General features: G+C 69.0%; 16 protein-coding genes and 3 tRNA genes. 15 read left to right on the top strand and 4 right to left on the bottom strand.

The features are described from left to right. Window positions 1–10: 10 nt before the first annotated feature. From nuoL to G448_RS0110825, 5 genes are all read left to right on the top strand, one after another. Window positions 11–2,050, top strand: coding sequence for an NADH-quinone oxidoreductase subunit L (nuoL, locus tag G448_RS0110845; protein ID WP_034495066.1), 2,040 nt, complete (start codon window positions 11–13; stop codon window positions 2,048–2,050). Between the two features lie 14 nt (window positions 2,051–2,064). Then, on the top strand, window positions 2,065–3,681 hold the full coding sequence (locus G448_RS0110840; RefSeq protein WP_026407995.1) for an NADH-quinone oxidoreductase subunit M: 1,617 nt from the start codon (window positions 2,065–2,067) through the stop codon (window positions 3,679–3,681). Further along, window positions 3,678–5,276: an NADH-quinone oxidoreductase subunit NuoN gene (gene nuoN / locus G448_RS0110835; protein WP_026407994.1), complete on the top strand. Its 1,599-nt coding sequence runs from the start codon at window positions 3,678–3,680 to the stop codon at window positions 5,274–5,276. Before G448_RS0110840 ends, nuoN begins: the two co-directional genes overlap by 4 nt. Beyond that, a complete protein-coding gene (locus G448_RS0110830; protein ID WP_026407993.1) occupies window positions 5,273–6,382 on the top strand; it encodes a polyprenyl synthetase family protein in 1,110 nt (369 codons plus the stop codon). Before nuoN ends, G448_RS0110830 begins: the two co-directional genes overlap by 4 nt. Window positions 6,383–6,775: 393 nt before the next feature. Beyond that, window positions 6,776–8,158 (top strand): OmpA family protein, encoded by a 1,383-nt coding sequence (locus tag G448_RS0110825; protein WP_245572296.1) that lies wholly within the window; start codon window positions 6,776–6,778, stop codon window positions 8,156–8,158. A 78-nt stretch (window positions 8,159–8,236) separates the two neighbouring features. Here G448_RS0110825 and G448_RS16280 read toward each other — a convergent pair whose 3' ends face one another. The 3 genes from G448_RS16280 to G448_RS0110810 form a co-directional block, all read right to left on the bottom strand. Further along, entirely contained in the window at window positions 8,237–9,742 is a 1,506-nt protein-coding gene (locus G448_RS16280) for a hypothetical protein (protein ID WP_034495064.1), read from the bottom strand. A gap of 28 nt (window positions 9,743–9,770) precedes the next feature. Beyond that, the gene (locus G448_RS16275; RefSeq protein ID WP_051268924.1) at window positions 9,771–11,222 is read right to left on the bottom strand and encodes a hypothetical protein; all 1,452 of its coding nucleotides are present in this window, start codon (window positions 11,220–11,222) and stop codon (window positions 9,771–9,773) included. 128 nt (window positions 11,223–11,350) lie between these two features. Further along, window positions 11,351–12,640: a hypothetical protein gene (locus G448_RS0110810; protein ID WP_156911015.1), complete on the bottom strand. Its 1,290-nt coding sequence runs from the start codon at window positions 12,638–12,640 to the stop codon at window positions 11,351–11,353. Window positions 12,641–13,042: 402 nt separating this feature from the next. Between G448_RS0110810 and G448_RS0110805 the strand changes: the two genes are divergently transcribed. The 10 genes from G448_RS0110805 to G448_RS16270 all read left to right on the top strand — a co-directional run bounded on the left by G448_RS0110805 (window position 13,043) and on the right by G448_RS16270 (window position 20,400). Beyond that, window positions 13,043–14,530 carry an FAD-dependent oxidoreductase gene (locus G448_RS0110805; RefSeq protein WP_026407990.1) on the top strand — a complete coding sequence of 496 codons (1,488 nt, stop codon included), beginning with the start codon at window positions 13,043–13,045 and terminating at the stop codon, window positions 14,528–14,530. A gap of 84 nt (window positions 14,531–14,614) precedes the next feature. Continuing rightward, complete coding sequence (gene ald, locus G448_RS0110800; protein WP_026407989.1) at window positions 14,615–15,730, top strand: alanine dehydrogenase; 1,116 nt, start codon at window positions 14,615–14,617, stop codon at window positions 15,728–15,730. Between the two features lie 73 nt (window positions 15,731–15,803). Beyond that, complete coding sequence (gene htpX / locus G448_RS0110795) at window positions 15,804–16,667, top strand: zinc metalloprotease HtpX (RefSeq protein WP_026407988.1); 864 nt, start codon at window positions 15,804–15,806, stop codon at window positions 16,665–16,667. Window positions 16,668–16,869: 202 nt separating this feature from the next. After that, the gene (locus G448_RS0110790; protein ID WP_026407987.1) at window positions 16,870–18,129 is read left to right on the top strand and encodes a sensor histidine kinase; all 1,260 of its coding nucleotides are present in this window, start codon (window positions 16,870–16,872) and stop codon (window positions 18,127–18,129) included. Further along, window positions 18,117–18,761 (top strand): response regulator transcription factor, encoded by a 645-nt coding sequence (locus G448_RS0110785; protein WP_026407986.1) that lies wholly within the window; start codon window positions 18,117–18,119, stop codon window positions 18,759–18,761. The genes G448_RS0110790 and G448_RS0110785 overlap by 13 nt, the downstream gene beginning before the upstream one ends. Before the next feature lie 209 nt (window positions 18,762–18,970). Further along, window positions 18,971–19,052: transfer RNA gene (locus tag G448_RS0110780), tRNA-Tyr, on the top strand. 121 nt (window positions 19,053–19,173) lie between these two features. Then, window positions 19,174–19,246, top strand: a tRNA-Thr gene (locus G448_RS0110775). A gap of 41 nt (window positions 19,247–19,287) precedes the next feature. Next, window positions 19,288–19,361: transfer RNA gene (locus tag G448_RS0110770), tRNA-Met, on the top strand. 55 nt (window positions 19,362–19,416) lie between these two features. Then, window positions 19,417–19,587, top strand: coding sequence for a 50S ribosomal protein L33 (gene rpmG, locus G448_RS0110765; RefSeq protein ID WP_026407985.1), 171 nt, complete (start codon window positions 19,417–19,419; stop codon window positions 19,585–19,587). 249 nt (window positions 19,588–19,836) lie between these two features. Continuing rightward, window positions 19,837–20,400 carry a MarR family winged helix-turn-helix transcriptional regulator gene (locus G448_RS16270; RefSeq protein WP_084436659.1) on the top strand — a complete coding sequence of 188 codons (564 nt, stop codon included), beginning with the start codon at window positions 19,837–19,839 and terminating at the stop codon, window positions 20,398–20,400. Window positions 20,401–20,453: 53 nt separating this feature from the next. Here the strand turns inward: G448_RS16270 and G448_RS0110755 are convergent, their stop codons facing one another. Further along, a complete protein-coding gene (locus tag G448_RS0110755; protein WP_026407984.1) occupies window positions 20,454–21,092 on the bottom strand; it encodes a Maf family protein in 639 nt (212 codons plus the stop codon). Window positions 21,093–21,108: the final 16 nt, after the last annotated feature.

Raw genomic sequence — 21,108 nt, 5'->3', positions numbered from 1 at the left:
ATCGCCGCCCATGATCGCACCATCTCTCGTGCTCGCCGGCGCCCCGGGGATCGGCGCGGGACCCGGCGCCGTCCCCCCCGCGCCCCTGGTCTCGCCCGCAACCGGTGCTGCGGCCCTGGCCTGGCTGCTGATCGCCGTGCCCGCGGCCGGTGCCGCCGTCCTCCTGCTGGCCGGACGCGCCTCCGACCGCTGGGGCCACCTGCTGGGCCTGGCCGCCTCGCTGACCAGCGCCTGCCTGGGGCTGGGGATCCTCGCGCAGATCCTCCGCCTGCCCGCCGCCGAGCGCGTTATGAGCGTGGACCTGTGGCGCTGGTTCGGCGCCGGGGACCTCACTGTGCGCATCGGCCTGCGCATCGACCCGCTCTCGATGACCTTCGTGGCGCTGGTGACCTTCGTCGGCTTCCTCATCCACGTCTACTCGGTGGCCTACATGGCCCATGATCGGGATCGCCGCCGCTTCTTCGCCTACCTCAACCTGTTCATCGCCGCGATGCTCACCCTGGTCCTGGGCGACTCCTACATCGTCCTGTTCGTCGGGTGGGAGGGCGTGGGCCTGGCCTCCTACCTGCTCATCGGCTTCTGGAGCACCGCCGACGCCGACGCCCCGCAGGCCGAGAGGTTCACCAGCCGGCAGAATGCGACGGCCGCCAAGAAGGCCTTCATCATGAACCGCGTCGGCGACGTCGGCCTCCTGCTGGCCATGATGACGATGGTCTCCTCCCAGGCCCGCTCGGTCTCCTTCATCTCCGTGCTGCCGGCCGCCGAGGACGGTTCGCTGTCCACCGCCCAGTTGACCGCCATCGGCTTCTTCCTCCTGCTGGCCGCCTGCGGCAAGTCCGCCCAGTTCCCGCTCCAGGCCTGGCTGGGCGACGCCATGGCCGGACCCACGCCGGTCTCCGCCCTCATCCACGCCGCCACCATGGTGACCGCCGGCGTCTACCTCATGGTGCGCTCCGGGGCGATCTTCGAGGGGGCCCCGGACGCGCAGCTGGCCGTCGCCGTCGTGGGCGCCATCACCCTCGTGCTCGGAGCGGTCATCGGGTCCGCCAAGGACGACATGAAGAAGGTCCTGGCGGCCTCCACCATGAGCCAGATCGGCTACATGATGCTGGGCGCGGGACTGGGACCGATCGGCTACGCCTTCGCCATCTTCCACCTGCTGACCCACGGCTTCTTCAAGGCCCAGCTCTTCCTGGGCGCCGGAAGCGTCATGCACGCCATGGGCGACCAGGTCGATATGCGCCGCTTCGGCGGCCTGGCCGGGGCGATGCGCACCACCTGGATCACCATGGGCATCGGCTGGCTCGCCATCCTCGGCATCCCGCCCTTCTCCGGGTTCTGGTCCAAGGACAGGATCATCGAGGCCGCCTTCGTCGGCGAGGGCGCGCGCCCCTGGATCCTCGGCTCCGTCGCGCTCCTGGGGGCGGGGCTGACCGCCTTCTACATGTCCCGCCTGTTCTTCATGATCTTCCACGGGCGCCCCCGCTGGACCACCGAGAGGGACATCGAGGGTGCCGTCCACCCGCATGAGTCGGGCCCGCTCATGACGCTGCCCCTCATCGTCCTGTCGATCTTCTCCGTCGGCCTGGGCGGGCTGCTGTCCATGAACGACGCCTTCGCCATCTGGCTGGAGCCGGTGACGGGGCGCGTCGAGCACGGCGAGCCCGTGCTGCCGGCCGCGGTCATCATGGGCGCCACGCTCGCTCTCGTCGTCATCGGCGTCCTCGTCGCCTGGCTGATGTACGTGCGCCGCGCCGTGCCCACCGTCGTCCAGACCGGCAGCGCCCTGGTCGAGGCCGCGCGCCGCGACATGTATCAGGACGCCGTGAACGAGGGACTGGCCATGCGCCCGGGACAGGGCCTCGTCATCGCCGCCTCCGCCTCGGATCGCTACGTCGTGGACGGCGCCGTCGAGGGGCTCGCCAGGGCCACCGCCGGAGCGGGCCGGCTCGTGCGGCGCACCGAGTCCGGGTACGTGCGCTCCTACGCCGGCTACATGCTGGCCGGAACGGTGCTCGCCCTCATCGCCGTTCTGGCCAGCAGGTTCTGAGAGGACACGACCACATGCAGCCCATCACCGCATCCATCCCCGGGCCGGCACCCGTGCTGACCGTCATGGTGCTCGTCCCGCTCGCCGGGGCGCTTCTCCTGTGGTTCGTGCCCCCGCTGCGCGGCCTGGCCCGCGGAGTCGGCCTCGTCTTCTCCCTGGGGGCGCTCGGCGTCGGCATCTGGGCGATGGCCCTGTTCGACCCGGGCAGCGGCGGAACCGTCCAACTCGCCGAGACCCGGCCGTGGATCCCGACCCTGGGCATCTCCTGGGCCCTGGGCGTCAACGCGCTCGGCCTGGCCATGCTGCTGCTGGCGGCCTTCCTCGTGCCCCTGGTCCTGCTCGCCGGCTGGGGCGAGATCCCCGCCGAGCACCAGGCCCTCTTCACGGCCCTGGTGCTGGCCCTGGAGGCCTTCGTCGTCGTCATCTTCAGCGCGCGCGACGTGTTCCTGTTCTACGTCTGCTTCGAGGCCATGCTCGTGCCGGTGTACGTCCTCATCGGTCGCTTCGGGGGGCCGGATCGCCGGCGCGCCGCCCTGAAGTTCCTCCTGTACTCCCTGGCCGGAGGACTCGTCATGCTCGTCGGCGTGGTCGCCCTGTTCTTCTACGGCCCGCGCACGGAGACCGGCTACCTCATCGGCTCCCTCGCCGGGTCCCTCAGCGCCCCGCCCGCCGCGGCACGCTGGATCTTCGCATCCTTCATGATCGCCTTCGCGATCAAGGCCCCGCTGGTGCCCCTGCACACCTGGCTGCCCGACGCGGCCGAGCAGGCCACCCCGGGCACCTCGGTCCTCCTCATCGGCGTCCTGGACAAGATCGGCACCTACGGCATGATCGCCCTGGTTCTGCCGCTCTTCCCCGAGGCGGCCGCCTGGGCCGCCCCGGTCGTCCTCGTGCTGGCCGTCGTCGGCATCATCTACGGGGGCCTGGCGGCCATCGGCCAGGACAGCCTCTACCGGCTCATCTCCTACACCTCGATCAGCCACTTCGGCTTCATGGTGCTGGGGATCTTCATCGGCGACCGGATCGCCGCGATCGGCGCCATGGTCTACATGGTCGCCCACGGACTGTCCATCGCCGGCCTCTACCTCGTCACCGGCTTCCTAGCCCGGCGCACCGGCACCGTGGCGATCGGCGAGCTCGGCGGCATCGGCCGGGTCATGCCGCTGGTGGCCGGCACCTTCCTGGTCTCCGGCCTGGCCTCCATCGCACTGCCGGGCCTGAGCGGCTTCGTCCCGGAGTGGATGGTGCTCACCGGCACCTTCTCCCGGTCCGTCGTCCTCGGCGTCGTCGCCGTGGCGGGCGTGGTCATCGCCGCGGTCTACGTGCTCCTGCCCTACCAGCGCGTCTTCACCGGCGCTCCGGACGCCGAGCGCGTCGGCAGCGCGGACCTGGACGGGCGTGAGCGGCTCGTGCTGGTCCCGATCATCGCCGCCATGCTCCTCCTGGGACTGGCCCCCGGCGCGCTCACCGATGCGCTCGACGGCGTCGCCGAGCAGGTGGCGACCACCATGAGCGCCGACTCCGGGCGTCCGGCCGCTCTGAGCGACCCGGCTGCCGCGACCGGTCCGCTCGCCCCGGCGGATCCGCCATCGCCCTCCGCCCCCACCGTCACGGAAGGGATCAGCAAGTGAGCGTCACCGTCCCGATCATCGAGTGGGCCGGGCTCATCCCGGTTCTCATCATCCTGGGGGCCGGTGTGCTCGGCGTCCTCGTCGAGGCGTTCGCGCCGCGCGGGGGACGCCTGCAGGTGCAGGCGGTCCTGTCCGCGGTGGCCATCCTCGCCTCCGGCACGGCCTTCGTCCTGCGCTGGAGCCAGGTCCTCCCGCAGGACGCGGGGACCGGCAGGATCCGGCCATCGGGACGCGTGCTGGCCGCCGGGATCAGCGAGGATCCCTTCGGGGTGGCCGCTCAGGGCATCGTGCTCCTCATCGGTCTGCTGGCCGTGCTGATCATGGCCGACCGCACCACCGCGGGCGACGGCGCCTTCGCCGCGCAGGCCGCCGATCGCCCCGGCAGCGCCGAGGAGACGGAGTCCCTCCACCGCGGCTGGACCGCCACCGAGGTCTTCCCGCTCATGCTGTTCTCCCTGGCCGGCATGATGCTCTTCCCCATGGTCAACGACCTCATCGCGCTGTTCGTCGTGCTCGAACTGGTGTCGCTGCCGCTCTACATCATGGCGGCCACCGCCCGCCACCGCCGTCTGCTGAGCCAGGAGGCGGCGCTGAAGTACTTCGTGCTGGGGGCCTTCGCCTCCGCGTTCCTCCTGCTGGGCTCGGCCTTCCTGTACGGCCTGTCCGGCTCGGTGTCCTACACGGGGGTCGCCGACGCGCTCGCCGTCGGCGGTGCGATCGACGTGATCGACATGGACTGGCTCGGCCTGGCGGGCGTGGTCCTGGTGACCGTGGGGCTGCTGTTCAAGACCGCAGCCGTGCCCTTCCACGCCTGGAGCCCGGACGTCTACCAGGGCGCCCCGACCCCGGTCACCGGCTTCATGGCCGCCGGCGTCAAGGCCGCCGCCTTCCTGGCGCTCGTGCGCTTCTACTACCTGGTCGGCGGTGCGTTCGGGTGGGACATGGCCCCGTTCCTGTGGACCGTCGCGATCCTGACCATGGTGGTGGGCACCGTCGTCGGCGTCGTTCAGAGCGATATCAAGCGCATGCTCGCCTACTCGGCCATCGCCCACGCCGGCTACATGCTCATGGGCATCATCGCCCTCAACGGGACGGGCATCAGCGCCCTGCTGCTCTACGCGCTCGCCTACGGCGTGGCCACCGTCGGGGCCTTCGGCATCGTCGCCCTGGTGCGCACGGGGCACGGTGGTGCGGCGGGCGCCGAGGCCACCGACCTGGGGTCCTTCGCGGGCCTGGGGCGGCGCAACCCGTGGCTCGCCGCCGCCATGGCGGTGTTCCTGCTGTCCTTCGCAGGCGTGCCGCTGACGGCGGGCTTCGTCGCCAAGTTCGAGCTGTTCATCGCCGCCGTCGGCGGCGGGGCCATGTGGCTGGTGATCGCCGCGGTCATCTCCTCCGCCATCACGGCCTTCTTCTACATGCGGCTGATCGTCCTCATGTTCTTCCGCGAGCCCGAGGGGAGCGGGGTCGTCGTCGTGGAGTCGATGGGTCCATCGGGTGCCGCCATCGTCGTGGCGGTCTTCGTCACGGTGGCGCTCGGAGTGCTGCCGCAGGCCGTTATCGCGCTCCTGGGCCGCGCCGCTATGCTCCTACCGTGATCGGATCGCTGCCCTTGAACGCCCCTCCGCAGCTCGAGGGACGGATCATCCCGGCTCTCGAGGCCGTCGAGGCGCGTCTGCTCGACGTCGTCAGCAATGCCGACGAGACCATCAACCCGCCCACCTCCCATCTGGCCGAGGCCGGGGGGAAGCGGCTGCGACCGGTTCTCACGCTCCTGACCGCCCAGCTCGGGGACACCGGCCTTGCCGTGGGGGAGCAGGTGCTCGACGCCGGCGTCGCCGTCGAGCTGACGCACATCGCCACGCTCTACCACGACGACGTCATGGACGAGGCGCCTCTGCGCCGCGGTGCGCCCAGCGCCCAGACGGTGTGGGGCAACTCCGCCGCGATCCTCACCGGCGACGTGCTGGTGGCGCGCGCCTCCCAACTCGTCGCGGCGCTCGGTCCACGGGCCGTGCTCGCCCACGCCAAGACCTTCGAGCGCCTGTGCATGGGGCAGCTCCACGAGACCCTGCCCCGTCCGGCCGGCACCGATCCCGTCGACCACTACATCCGGGTCCTGGCGGACAAGACCGGCTCCCTGATCGCCATGTCCGCTCGCTACGGCGCCATGCTGGCCCGCGCCGGCGACGCCACAGAGCGCATCGTGGAGGAGTTCGGCGAGAAGATCGGGGTCGCCTTCCAGCTGGCCGACGACGTCATCGACCTGGCGAGCGACTCCGAGACCACCGGCAAGACCCCGGGGACGGATCTGCGGGAGGGTGTGGACACCATGCCGGTGCTCCTGCTGCGCAAGGCCCTGGCGGCGGGCGAGCTCGACGCGGCCGGACAGTCGATCCTCTCGAGGCTGTCGACCGGGAACCTCGACGACGACGCGGTGCTGGCCGACGTCGTCGCCCGGCTGCGCCTGCACCCGGTGCTGGCGCGCACGCGGGAGATGGCCATGACCTGGGCCCGGGAGGCCGTGGGCGTGCTCGCAGGGCTGGAGGACGCCGTCCGCGCCGGGACGCGCCGGCGCCTGGATGCGACGGGCGCCGACGAGGCCGAGCGGCAGGCCGCTCTGGCCGACGCGGAGCAGCGCGTCGAGCTTGTGCGGGAGGGCATGGAGGAGTTCGCGCGGCTGCTCGTGGACAGGGCGGCCTGAGGCCTCCGGGACGGGCCGCGCTCCTCTCACCGACCGATCCCGCACTCGCCGGGTTTCCCCATGGAGTGATGGGGAGTGATGGGGAGTGCCCGGGGACGAGCGGGTACCTGCCCATCGCGAGCGGCGGCCTGGGGCGCATAGCGTGTCGGGCACATGCTCCCGATGCGCTGAAAGGTCCCCGACATGATTTCCTCCGCGACGTCGTCCGCCGATCGCAGCTCCCGACCGACTCGCCGCAGTGTCCTGGCCCTGTCCGCCCTGGCCGGGGCGGGGGCCGTCCTGGCCGGTTGCGGGATGCCCGGGAAGGGCGGTGCGGCGTCCGGGAAGGACTCAGGCTCTGCTGCCTCTGCTCGTGCTGCGGTGGCGGCGTCGACCGGGCCTCATGGTGGGGTGGTGCTCGACACGGAGTACAAGGGTGCGCCGCTGACGGTGGAGGTCGGTCCGGTTGCGGTGAAGGACAAGTACTCGGTGGCGAGGTTTCACATTTCCTCCGACTCTGAGGAAGCCGTGTACCTCAGTCAGGCCTTCGCCATTGGGACGAATGTCTCCACAACGGCTGATGTCCGCATGATGTCGTTGGAGCGAAGCGTGGTCTACCCCGAGCTGGCGAGGAACAATGAGGACCTCGGTGGTTCGGTTTCAAAGGGTAAGCCGGTTGAGGCGTTTCCCGTCTTCGCGGCTCTGAGTGATGAAGTCCGGTCGGTGGAGATGCTTCTCCCCAATATGGGTGTTGTGATCGGCATTCCGGTGGTTGCGGCGTCGGATGTGGATCTTGACATCGCTGACGTCATCGCCAAGGCGAAGCTCGATGAATCCGATCCCGGTCCCTTCGAGCTCGAGCGGGCGGCCGTGTCGATGGACGGCTCATCGGATACGAAGCAGGATGAGACGTCGACGACGGTGACGGTGGCCGGGGACGTCACCTTCGCGACTGACTCCGATCAGCTCTCGGCACAGGCCGATGCTGTGTTGGCCGGTGCGGTGGAGCAGATCGAGAAGCACCCTTCGGGTGGGGAGCTGACGATTACTGGGCACACCGACGACGTGGCTGACGACGCGCATAACCAGGATCTGTCGGAGCGGCGTGCCGAGGCGGTATCGGAGCGGCTCAAGGAACTGACGGACTTGTCCAAGTGGAATCAGTCCGTCTCGGGTGAAGGGGAGTCCTCGCCACGAGTGCCGAACGACTCCGACGAGCGCAGACAGGCCAACCGCCGAGTGGAGATCACGCTGACGCCGTCGAAGCCCGCCGAAGCCGGTGCGTCGCCGAGCGCGAGTGCGGCTCCGCCATCAGCCGCCACGCCCGATCCGGCCGGCCCGGTGGGTAAGGGGCCGGAGGGTGTCGATGTGACGGTTGAGGGGAAGACCGTGCACATGTCGATCGACCATGTGGTTCGAGTGGGGGAGTACGTGACCGGAAAGGTGGTGCTCACCTCTGACGAAAAGGTCTATGTGCCGGTCTCTTCCTTCGCGTTGCCGGGAAAACTCATGGAATTGCGCGGACTGTCCGGAGTTTATGGTGTGAGTAGTTTGACCATCCTCAGTGGCGGATTAAGGCATCTGGAGGCGGATTATGCGTACTCTGATGGCAGACGATTTCCTTTGGCCAATAACTTTGTCTACGATCTTGAGCCCGGGGCCTCCCAGTCTTTTCCGGTTGTCTGGCCGGACGTCGGTGAGGACAGCATTATGATTGATATTCCCGAAGGTAAGTACCGTTATGCGAGGGAGCGAATCATCGCCCGCCTCACCGACGTCCCTGTAATTGATGCGTAGGAGCCGCGGTGGGGCTCTCTGATATGAGGACCCGGACGGCAGGAGAGCTCGCGCGCGGAAAGGGCGAAGCCGTTCCCGTCATGTTGCTGTTGCCGTTGCCGTGGCGGTCTCCTCGGGGGCGTCAGAGGGTGTCGAGTGCCCCGGGTGGTCCATCCATCCGTTTGCCGGATAGAAGGCGCCTTGTAGCGCGAGACCCCATGCGGAGACCGCGATAGGCCCGTTGTCGGTGTCGATCGGAACCTGCCCGATATCCTGACCGGACGATAGGGACGTCAGTTGAAGAGTTGCGTTTCCTTTATATTCTGGGCGGTCCGGCGTGGTCGTATAGGCGATATCGCCGAATACGCAGGCCGCACGGGGAACGGCTCGTTCATCGGAGGCCCAGGACAGCATCGGCGTCGTCGCCCCGGGCTGGCGCACAGAGAATGTGGGTTTTGTGTATGTGCCGTAAAGGATGACCTCGTGCTGGCCCGTGTGGATATCGGATGTATACATGTTGTGAAAATGTTCGCGCTGGCGGCTCAGTGCGACGCTGTCCCCCGTGGTGAGGCTTCGCATGTGCGAGCTGTCGCTATCGCCGGCCCCCGGAGTGGCGCGAGTCGTGTAGTAGTAGATCCAGTCGTCCTGGACTCTTTCGATCCGCCATTCGTCTTCCGTGGTCTCTGTGGTGCCGTTGGTGAGGTAAACGAATACCGCCTTCGAGTTCTCGTCCATTGCGGTCAATGCCTCCCCTTTTTCGTCCATGTCCTGATAGCTGCCGGTGAGAACGGTGCTCGCGTCGAATTGCGTCGACAGATCGGTGGCGCTCAGGCGGAATCCAAAACCTCTGGCATCTGCGGCGTCATGGTCCTTGCTTCCGGCTATGAGCAGAGCGCTGTGGTCGGCATTGAAGTTCAAAGACACCCGATCGAGCAGCTGTCTGTCGAACTTGTACGCCTCGACCAGCCGCACCGATGCTACGATCGCGTAGTCGGAAACGGAAACCTTGACCACGTCGATCGCGCACGTCACCGGTTCTCCATACGAACCCCCCGGCTGCGAATCGCCTTCGTAATAGACGCCGGCCACAAGATAGGCATGGGTGTCATCCACGATCGCAGGACCGGTCGCGACACTGATCTCCGGGAGTGCTGGGGTCGCTGTCGTGGTGGGGCCGGCAGTTGCTTCTGCTTCCGGGGTGGAACTCGCCGCCAAGTCAACTAACCTCGCGTTCCAGCTCCCCTTGCTGTCGGGCGTCAATGCCCAGGTGGTCGGGCCCTTCAAGTCGACGACAACGGGGCACTGACCTTCGGAGACGGTCTCCTGCAACTCGGGGATTGCGATCATCCCGCACAGATGATGTCCGTGCAGAGCGGTGATCGTTGCGTTCGTCTGGGCTCTGGTGTCCGGCCACATGGCCTGGTCGGAGAAATATGAGGGGACTGCGGTATCGGTCGGCGGCGACGGCCGCGGTGTCCTGCTCGGGGTCGGCATCGGGGCGATTGACGGGGTTGGTCCCGGAGCGGACTTGCCGAACGTGCCCGAGCAGGCTTCGAGTCCGGCCAGTGCGCCGATGGCCGTGGCGAGGAGTGTGCGACGACGCATAGTGGATTCCTTTCCTCCGGGAGGAATGTCAAGAGGCAGTGGACGTGGCGGACGCATCCGGGCTCTCCGGTTCTGCTGTGATCGAAGCATCGAGCCAGGCGGTTGCCGAGTAGAAAGCGCCGTAGGTGGCGAGTCCCCATGGTGTGATGACATTACTGTATTCTCCGGCCAGTCCCGTCTCGCCTTCAGTCTGAGTGATCTCCTTGCCTGTGCTGATCGACGTGAGATCGAGATGATCAGTCGTGGTGCTCCCAGAGTCATCGAGGTCATAGGATGAGTACAGGATATCGCCGACGACGCACGCGCCATCCGGTACTCTTCGTTCGTTCTCAGTCCATTTCAGTGCCGGTGCGGAGGCTCCCGGCAGGCGCACGGACAAATAAGGAGCGGAACCGCGCTGATGATTGAATGCAAGGCTCGCCTGCTGATCGGAGGAGATAGTCGGCCACCACTCGACCTCGTTCTCCCAGTCGCCCTTCAGGACAACGGTCTGACCGGAGGAGACGTTTCTCGCCAGGCCTTGCTCGTCGGTGGTGTCATCCCTGTAGTAGTACCAGTCGTCCCTCACGATGATCGGGACGGCTCCTCCAGTGCTTTCGTGCTCGCCGTTGCTCAGGAACAGGATGCTCGAGTTCGATGCGGTTGCGGGATGATAGCCGATGGCCTGACCATAGGATCTGATATAGGTGACATATTGGTTCTCCAGGATAGAGCGCGCGTCGAGCTCGACCGACAGATCCGCAGCGCTGAGGCGGAGAGCTATGTAATTCTCGGGGGGCTGAGTCGTCGGCGATTGGTCTCCCTTTCCCGTCATGATGAGGGAGCTCCGGTCGGCGGAAAAAGATAGATTGATGCTCTCGACATTCTTGGTCGAATACTTCTCGGCAACTGTTGCGACGTTCATGATGGAAGCGTCGGAAAGGCGGACCTTGGCCACGACTACCGGACAGGTCGTGCCCTCGGGAGGATGATCGTACGATGAAGGGTCCTCGGTGCTCGGGGAGGACAGGATAAGGGCGCCCATGGTGAGATAAGCGTATTCGTCGTCGAGAAGTGCGGGACCCATCATGATCGTGGTGAGCGCAGTTCGCGGGTCCTTGCCCATGCTGTGGAGACCAGCCGTCTCCGCCTCCTTGGTCGTCCAGGACCCGTTCTCATCCAGAAGAACCGCGTGGGTCGTGAGGGTCCCTACGTCGACGACGACGGGGCACCAACCGCCGGTGATCACGTCGAGAGCCTCCTTGATCCTGGCACCACCGCACAGATAGCGGTCGTGGGCGGCGGTGATGACGGTGTCGGTGTCTGTTGTCCCCGCTGTCGGCCATGTGGGCCGATCTGCGAACGACGTGGGAACCGAGTCGGGTCCTGGGGGTGGTGTCGGAGCGGGGCGGTTGGGCTGTCGAGTCTGATGAGTGCAGGCGGCCAGGACGGGCAGGGCCGTGGTGGCCGCGGCGGTGGCGAGGAAGGTGCGACGACGCATGACGTTTCTATGGTTTCCTGGAACGGGGGCGGGCTTCTCGATGCTCGGCATCGAGATTCGGCTGCGGGGACGTGGACTTCTTCTGATCCGGGAGCATCTCCCAGAGCCGTGAGGCGAGATCTGACCAGTCATGATGTTCCTGTTGAGGAGGGTGCGGGGTCTTCCGCCCATTCGCTTGCGGGGTAGAAGCGGTATCCGTCGCTGATCCCATAGGGGGTGACTGCGTTGATGCCCCCTCCTGCTCGGGCCTTGTCGAGCTGGAGGCTCTTGATGTTGCCTCCTGACTTCAGGCCGGTGACGCTGATCCTGCCGGATGCGGAACGTGTGTAGAGGTTGGCTCCGTACACGAGTCCCGACGCGGGCACTGTCCGTTCTGCCGTGGTCCAGGTCAGCGTTGCTGTGGCCGACCCCGGCGGGCGCACGTCGATCTGATCCGATGCGCAGGTAATGATGTATCCTCCGTCTGCCGTCGTGTTCCCGGGGGAGGAGTAAGTGCCGGGGTATCCGGTGAGGACAGCTTCCTCGCCGGTGCCCAAGTCGGTCATGACCGTTGTATGGCCCCCAGGTTCGTATCGACTCGAGTAGAGCCATCGTTCGCACACGAATCGAGGGGTATCCCCTTTGGGGACCTCGTGGGGAGCGCCGTCGGTCAGAGTGACTATCGTGGTGCCTGATGTGATATTACTGTCTTTGTCCGTGCAGACGGCCTCGTCCCCCAGGTCCCCCCGGCAGGTTCCCGTCAGAACAGAATGCGCATCGAATTGGACCGATAGATCTGCGATGGATAACCGGAGGGCCAGATAAGGGTCACTACCGGTCGTGAGCATGAGGGCGCTTCCGTCGGAGGTGGGGGCGATGCCGCCGCTCGGCCCATTCCGAGTGGTGAGCGAATAGATGGGAAAGCCGGTCGAGAGCTGGGCGCTGGAGACCACGTCGGCGTCGGACAACCGGATCTTGAGCAGGGTCAAGGGACCCTTCGGATCCGTCGGGCCGTCGGTTGCCCTCGCTCCTTCACTCCTGCCAACGATGACGTAGGCGTGATCGTCGTCGAGAGCGGAGGGCCCGGCGGCGAGCACCGTGACGGCCCCGGGGCTCGGCGTGGCCGTCTCCTCCGGTGGTTCTATCAACGTGACAACGGACGTGCGGTAACTGGTCCCGGAGTCGTCGGGGAGCACGGCGTAGACGTCGGGACCGCTGAGGTCCACGATGACCGGGCACATTCCCCGGAGGTCCGTTCGATCCGGGAGGTAACGGGCATTGATGCTGCCGGTGAGGCAGTGGCCGCGGGCGCGCATGACGCGGCACTCGTCCTCCCGGACCGGGGTGTCCTCCTCGATCTCGACTACTCCTGGTGGTGGCCAGAGCGGCTCCGTGCCGAAGTCGGTGGGCGCTGCCGTGGGGCTCGGTGGCGTCGGCACCGGCGTGCTCGGGCTCGCCGTGCTCGAGGGTGAGCTGTGGGAGCGCGTGGCGGTGCATCCGCCGGGGAGGGAGAGGCCGGCGCCCGCTGCGGCGCCGAGAACGGTAGTGAGAAATATGCGGCGGCGCATGCTGCTCCTGTGGCGTGCTGGAACGGGGCCGGCCATTGCGACGGCCCCTTGATGGTCGGCCCGCTTCCGAGTCGGGGCAATGGGGAGTTGTCCCGAACCCATCGACCGGGATCGCGCCGACGTGACGCGCCTCAAAGCGACGATGTCGTCCGCGCCCTGGGTGAGGCCGGCCTTCGTCCATAGACTGTGGCGCGGTGCCCCGCCGCCGTCCCCCGCCCGGGTCCGCCGGTCCCGGTGCCGCATCCACGCCCCCTCTGCCAGGAACGAAGAACAGTGAACGCACGTCCCCTCAATGTCGCCGTCATCGGAGCCGGTCCCGCGGGCATCTACGCCTCGGACATCCTCTCGAAGTCGGGCATGGAGGTCCGTATCGACCTGTTCGAGCAGCTGCCCGCGCCGTACGGCCTCGTGCGCTACGGGGTGGCCCCCGACCACCCGCGCATCAAGCAGATCATCGTCGCCCTCTACAAGATCCTCCAGCGCGGCGACATCCGCCTCATCGGCAACGTGGAGGTGGGCCGCGACATCTCCGTGGCCGAGCTCCACGAGCACTACGACGCCATCATCTTCTCCACCGGCGCCGACACCGACGCCCCCCTGGACATCCCCGGCGTCGATGCCCCCGAGTGCTACGGGGGCGCCGACTTCGTCTCCTGGTACGACGGCCACCCCGATCACCCGCGCACGTGGGATCTCAGTGCCAGGGAGGTCGCGGTCATCGGCGTGGGCAACGTGGCTCTGGACATCTCGCGCGTCCTGGCCAAGCACGCAGACGACCTCATGACCACCGAGATCCCGGCCAACGTCGCCGCCGCCCTCAAGGACTCCCCGGTCACCGACGTCCACGTCTTCGGACGCCGCGGTCCCGCCCAGGTGAAGTTCACCCCCCTGGAGCTGCGCGAGCTCGGCAAGCAGGCCGATGTCGACGTCCTCGTCGATGAGGAGGACTTCGAGTACGACGAGGGCAGCCAGGCCGCACTCAAGTCCTCCAACCAGCAGCGCCAGGTCGTCAAGGCCCTCGAGGGCTACGCGATGCAGGAGCCGGAGGACCTCACCGCCTCCCGCCGCATCCACATCCATCTCTTCCAGGCGCCCGCGGCCGTTCTCACCGACGACGGCGGTCACGTGCGGGCCCTGCGCACCGAGCGCACCCGTCTGACCGGCGACGGCGGCGTCACCGGCACCGGCGAGTTCCACGACTGGCCGGTCCAGGCCGTCTACCGCGCCGTCGGCTACGCCTCCAGCAGCATCGAGGGCCTGCCCTTCGACGCCGAGCGACACGTCGTGCCCAACGAGGGCGGCCGCGTGCTCGGGGAGGACGGCGAGCCGCTGACCGGCCTGTACGCCACGGGCTGGATCCGGCGCGGTCCGGTGGGGCTCATCGGCTCCACCAAGTCCGACGCCCAGGAGACCGTCTCGAACCTCGTGACCGACGCGAACGCCGGCCTCCTGCACGCCGGGACCGACGACGAGACCCAGGTCGGCCACGACGCCCTCATCGCCCTGCTGGAGTCCCGCGGCGTCCCCTTCACCAACTGGGAGGGCTGGGAGCTGCTCGACGCCTACGAGCGCGAGCTCGGCGAGGACTACGGCGAGGTCGTCGTCACCGGCGGCGAGACCAGGTCGCGCGAGCGCGTCAAGGTCGTCTCCCGCGACGCCATGACCGCGATCTCCCGCTCCACCGAGGTCCCCGAGGACCTCATCGGCCGGCCCGAGGCGGACCGCGTGCCCGAGCGCGTCGCCGACCGCCTGGCCGACTGACCCAGGGCTCGGCGGCCCTGCCGCCGGTCCCGGTCGATACGCGTCAACCCGTCCCCTCACGACGACCACCCCGGAGGTAGAACCATGCGAATCGGTGTTCCCACCGAGATCAAGGACAACGAGTTCCGCGTCGCCGTCACGCCGGCCGGCGTTCACGCGCTCGTCCGGCACGGGCACACCGTGGCCGTCCAGGCGGGCGCCGGCCAAGGGGCCTCGATCCCCGACGAGGAGTACGTCGTCGCCGGCGCCGCCATCGTCGACGACGCCTCGGCGCTCTGGGCCGACTCCGAGCTCATCCTCAAGGTCAAGGAACCGGTCGCCGAGGAGTACCGGTTCCTGCGCCCGGACCTGCTGCTGTTCACCTACCTCCACCTGGCCGCGGACCGCCCCCTGACCGAGGAGCTCCTCTCCGAGCGGGTCACATCCATCGCCTACGAGACCGTCGCGACCGACACCGGTGCCCTGCCCCTCCTGGCGCCCATGTCCGAGATCGCCGGGCGCCTGGCCGCCCAGGTGGGCGCGGACGCCCTGCTGCGCCCCCGCGGCGGGGCCGGCGTCCTGCTGGGCGGGGCGGCCGGGGTGCGGCGCGGAGACGTCGTCGTCCTGGGAGGCGGCACCGCCGGCCTGAGCGCCGCGCGGGTCGCGGCCGGCATGGGCGCGGATGTCACCGTTTTCGACGTCGACCCCGTGCGCATGCGCCGCATCGAGGAGATCGATGGCGGAACCATCCGCACCCGCTTCTCCACCGAGCTCGACGTGGCGCGGGCCTGCGCCGGAGCGGACCTGGTCATCGGCGCCGTCCTCGTGCCCGGGGCCCGCACCCCGAACCTGGTCACGCGCGCGATGGTGGAGACCATGCGGCCGGGCAGCGTGCTGGTCGATATCGCCATCGACCAGGGCGGCTGCTTCGAGGACTCCCGCCCCACCACCCACTCGGCGCCGACCTTCGAGGTGGACGGCAAGGTCTTCTACTGCGTGGCGAACATGCCCGGTGCCGTGCCGCACACCTCCACCTACGCGCTGACCAACGCGACCCTGCCCTACGCGCTCGCCCTGGCCGACGACGGCTGGCGCGACGCGATCGGGGCGCACCGCGACCTCGCCCGCGGCCTGACCACTCACGCCGGAGCGCTGTACACCGCCGGGGTCGGCGAGGCCCTGGGGATCCCCGCGGCCGACGCGGCCGCCCTGCTGGACTGAGCGGATCGGGCGCGGGGGCCGGGGCCCGCATCGTCTCAGCGTGCGCACAGACAGTGCTCATACACTGCCCGTCATGACCGAAGCCAATCACCACAACGGGTTCAAGACCGCCCTCCTCATGGGCGGTCTGTGGAGCCTGCTCCTCCTCTTCGGGTGGGTGCTCGCCAAGGGCACCGGCTCCTCGATCTGGCTGTTCGTCATGCCGCTGATCGGTGTCGCCCAGACCGCCTACTCCTACTGGAACTCGGACAGGCTCGCCGTGCGCTCCATGGGCGCCATCGAGGTGACCGAGGCCCAGCAGCCCCGGATGCACGCCATCGTGCGGGAGCTCTCCGCCGCGGCCGGACAGCCCATGCCGCGCCTCTACGTGGCGCCCACCATGAGCCCCAACGCCTTCGCCACCGGCCGCGACCCGGCTCACGCCGCGGTGTGCTGCACCCAGGGCATCCTCCAGCTCCTCAACGAGCGCGAGCTGCGAGGGGTTCTGGGGCACGAGCTCTCCCACGTCTACAACCGCGATATCCTCACCGGCTCCGTCGCGGCGGGCATCGCCGGGGTCATCTCCTCGGTCTCCATGATGCTCATGTGGTTCGGCGGCGGGAGGGACCGGCGCGAGGGCAATGGCCTCGTCGTGCTGCTCCTGGCCCTGCTGGCCCCGCTGGCGGCCAGCGTCACCCAGTTCGCCATCTCGCGCACCCGGGAGTACGACGCCGATCACGACGGAGCCGTCCTCACCGGTGATCCGCTGGCCCTGGCCAGCGCGCTGAGCAAGCTGGAGTCGGGCGTCTCGCGCGTGCCCATGGGGCAGGACCCGCGGGTGGAACCGGTCTCCTCCATGATGATCGCCAACCCCTTCGGACGGGTCCGCAACCTCTTCTCCACCCACCCTCCCATGGGCCGGCGCATCGAGCGCCTGGAGCAGATGGCCGGCTACTGACGGCCCGCCACTGGCCGATCGTGGCCCCGTCGTCGAGATCGGTCGAGTTCCGTGTCGAGATCGGTCCGGTTCCGCGTCGAGATCGGTTCCGGGAACCGCTTCGTCGTCCTCGGACCAGGGGCCCGGTGGTCGGGCCAGCCCGACCACCGGCTGGCCAGGTGGCGGACTGGGACCACCGGCGTCACCGGGGCAGGATGTCCCCATGAGCCTTCCACCCTCATGGGGACGCCGCTATCGGCAGCTGGGACGTGACGCCGTCTACCTCCTGCTCTCCTGGCCCATCCACCTTCTCGCCTTCATCGTCGTCGTGCCGCTGACCGCCCTGGGGGCGGGAGTCATCATCGTCTGGGTCGGCGCGCCCATCCTGGTGCTGAGCCTGGCGATCTGCGCCGGCTTCGCCGCCGCTGCGCGCCGCGCCGTGGCGGCCGTCGATTCCAGCGAGTACGTGCCCGGGCGTTACGCGCGGGCGGAGCCCGGGGCCGGGCTCACGCGCCGCCTGGCCGTGCCGCTGCGCGACCCGCAGCGCTGGTTGGACCTGGTCTGGGTCGTCGTCGGCCTCGTCGTGACGCTCGTGACCTGGGCCGTGTCCATCGCCTGGCTCGCGATAGCGATCGCCGGGCTGCTCGGACCCGTTGCGGAGGTGGTCCTGGACTCGGTCCTGGGATCCCGGAGCGAGTCCCTGGCCGAGCTGCTCGGGCTGCGGCCGGCTCTGCTGTGGCAGATCGGGATCGACCTGACGATCGGTGTGCTGTTCTCCCTCACGGCTCCCTTCGTCCTGCGATCGCTGGCGCGCGCTCAGCAGGCCTTCACCCGCGTCCTGCTGTGCCGTGGTGGCGAGATCGCGCGCCTGGAGGCCTCCCGAGCCGCCGTGCGGCGCGCGGAGGCGGACGCCCGTCGTCGGCTGGAGCGCGATATCCACGACGGTCCCCAGCAGCGGCTCGTACGTCTGGGCATGGACCTGGCGCGGGCCAGGCGTCGGACCGCCGAGGACCCGGAGGCCGCGGCGGGCATCCTCACCGAGGCGATGGCCCAGACCCGCCAGACCCTCGACGAGCTGCGCAGTCTCTCGCGCGGCATCGCTCCGCCGGTGCTCGTCGACCGCGGCCTGTCGGCGGCCCTGATCGAGGCCGCCGCGCGCTCCGCCGTGCCGGTGACGGTGCGGGCGGACCTGCCGCACCTGCCCGATCACGTCGCTCATGCCGCCTACTTCGTGGCCAGCGAGGCGCTGGTCAATGTCAACAAGCACTCCGGGGCCCGCTCGGCCGAGCTCGGCGCCGTCGTCGACGGCGAGCGGCTGCGCCTATGGGTCGCCGACGACGGCGTCGGGGGAGCGGCGCTCGCCAAGGGGCACGGCCTGGCCGGGCTGGCCGAGCGGCTCGACGGCGTCGACGGCGAGCTCACGGTCACCTCGCCGGACGGCGGCCCCACCCGGGTTGAGGCGGTGATCCCGTGCGAGTCCTGATCGCCGACGACTCCGTTCTCCTGCGTCAGGGGCTCGCGCTCATCCTCGCCGAGGGCGGTCACGAGGTGGTCGCCGAGCTCGGCGACGGCCGGGCGCTCGAGGCCGAGACGCTGCGGCTGCGCCCCGAGCTCGTCATCGCCGACATTCGCATGCCGCCATCGCACACCGACGAGGGGCTGCGCGCCGCCACCCGTATCCGGCGGCAGTGGGGACGCGCCCCCATCCTCCTGCTGAGCCAGTACGTGGTGGCCGGCTACGTGCCCGAGCTCCTGGCCGATGGCGGGGGCGGTATCGGCTACCTCTTGAAGGACCGTGTCACCGACATCGACTCCTTCCTCGAAGCGGTCGAGCGCGTGGCGCGCGGCGAGCTGGTCCTGGATCCCGACGTCGTGGCCCAGGTGATGCACCGGAGCAGGCGGGACGACCCGATCGAGTCGCTCACGCCGCGCGAGCGCGACGTGCTCGCGCTCATGGCCGAGGGCTGCACCAATGCGGCCATCGCGGCACGGCTGGTGGTCACCGAGGGCGCCGTGGAGAAGCACACTCAGCGCATCTTCGCCAAGCTGGGCCTTCTTCCCGGCTCCGCCGTGCACCGTCGGGTCAAGGCCGTGCTCACCCTGCTGTCGGCCTGAGCGGGCGGGGGCTCGATCCGACCCCGCCGGGCCGCTGGGTTCGTGCCGCGCCCCGGCGTCCCCGACGCCCCGACCGGGGCCCGCCGCGGCGGGGATCCGGGCGTCCGGGTGTGACCAGGCCCCCACGGCGGGGAATGGCGCGGATCGTCGTCGGCTTGCTATTCTTCCACGGCGTCGCGCCCCCTGGATTCGGGACGGGCGCGGAGCACGGCGGGTTGCCCGAGCGGCCAATGGGAGCTGACTGTAAATCAGCCGCGGAATGCTACGGGGGTTCGAATCCCTCACCCGCCACCGTGATCGCCCCGCCCCGGCGGGACGATCGGTGCCGTCCATAGGGCGGTGCGGCAGTGAGGGAGGACACGCAGGGCCGGATTGCCACGGCAAATCCGATCCGCATAGGATCTCGCTCGTTGCCCCGATAGCTCAGTCGGCAGAGCGTCTCCATGGTAAGGAGAAGGTCAAGGGTTCGATTCCCTTTCGGGGCTCTGGCGCCAGCGGGGCCGTACGGCCCTTCTTGTGTTGATATGGCGAGGTAGCTCAGCTGGTTAGAGCGCACGACTCATAATCGTGAGGTCGAGGGTTCGAGTCCCTCCCCCGCTACGCAGGATTCGAGCAAGGCCCCCACCGGCTCAAGGATCAATCAGAGGAGAGACACGTGGCTAGCAAGACCAGCGACGTTCGCCCCAAGATCACTCTGGCTTGCTCGGAGTGCAAGGAGCGCAACTACATCACGAAGAAGAACCGTCGGAACACCCCCGACCGGCTCGCGATCAAGAAGTTCTGCGCTCGTTGCGGCAAGCACACCGAGCACCGCGAGACCCGCTGAGGGACGTTTCCCCTAATTCCTTTCCGCGGCCGATACGGATCGGCCCGCGAGCACGACCGGCCCCGTCGACGAGCAGTCGGCGGGGCCGGTCGCACCCGTGCCCCGTCGCGAGGGCCCGGTGAGGAGGAGCACGAGGCGTCCTCCGATGATCGGATGATATACAGAAAGGGAGACAATCGCGATTGTTCCATCCTGAATGATCATGTGGAACGTGTGGAAGCGGGCGCCACCCGTGCGAGCAGCAGGAGGATGACGATGGATGAGGCGAGCGGTGCGGTGGCGGGCGACTGCGGCCGGGCCGCCGTCTCGGCCGCTTCGCCCTCCGACGAGCCGCCGTCGGAATGCGGCGCTGCCACGGCGGGTCCCGACCGTCCCCTCGACGACGTGGAGATGCGGGCGTGGCGCGCCTTTCTCGCCGCATCGACCTCGGTGTCCGCCAGCCTCAACCATGAGCTGGAGGTCGGCGCGGGCGTCTCCATGCACGAGTACGAGATCCTCGTGCGGCTGTCGGAGGCGCCCGATCGCCAGTTGCGCATGTCCACCCTGGCCGGGCACGTCTCGCACTCCCGGTCGCGCCTGACGCACACGGTGGGCCGTCTTGAGAAGGCGGGCTACGTCGAGCGCGCCTCGTGCGCGGTCGACAAGCGCGGTGTGAACTGCCGGCTCACGGAGGAGGGCCTGAGCTTCCTGCGCACCGCGGCCCCCATTCACCTGGACGGCGTGCGTCGGCACGTCGTCGACCGCTTCACGCATGAGCAGCTCATCGTGTTGACCGGACTCCTGACCGTGCTCGTGGGCGGCGGGACCGACTGAGGCGGCGGAGCCCGGCCTCCCGCGCCCCGCTCGACCCGCCCGCCCGGGGCGCCTCAGGGGGAGACCCACAGATCCGTCCACCTCACATCCAGGTCGGCCAGCAGACGCCGCAGCAGCGGCAGTGAGATGCCCACCACGCCGTGCGGATCGCCGTCGATTCCGTCGATGAAGGCCCCGCCGAGCCCGTCGATGGTGAAGGCCCCGGCGCACCCCAGGGGCTCGCCGGTGGCCACGTAGGCGTCGATCTCGGCGTCGGTGGGGGAGCCGAAGCGCACGGTCGTCGAGGAGACCCCGCCCGCCCGGGCGCCGTTGCCCACGCGCACCAGGGCGTGGCCGGAGTGGAGCACTCCCGTGCGCCCGCGCATGGACCGCCAGCGCGCGCGGGCGATCTCGGATGTCCCCGGCTTGCCGACGACCCGCCCGTCGATCTCCAGCATGGAGTCGCAGCCGACGACCACCAGGGAGGGATCCGCCTCCCGCTCGGCCCGGGTGACGGCGGCGGCCACCTCCTCCGCCTTGGCGCGCGCGAGGGCCTGCACCTGCTGAACGGGGGTCGGCTCCTGACGGGAGTCGGCGGCGAGCACTCGCAGGACGGCGTGCTCATCGACGTCGGAGACCCGCACGAGCGGCTCGACGCCTGCGGCGCGCAGGGTGGCCAGACGACCGGAGGACTGCGAGGCCAGGAGGATCACGGTCCCACCCTAGATG

It is taken from the genome of Actinomyces gerencseriae DSM 6844 (assembly GCF_000429265.1).
Lineage (GTDB): Bacteria > Actinomycetota > Actinomycetes > Actinomycetales > Actinomycetaceae > Actinomyces > Actinomyces gerencseriae.
Note: the sequence above shows the minus strand (reverse complement) of the source record. Positions and strands in the feature narration are given on the sequence as shown.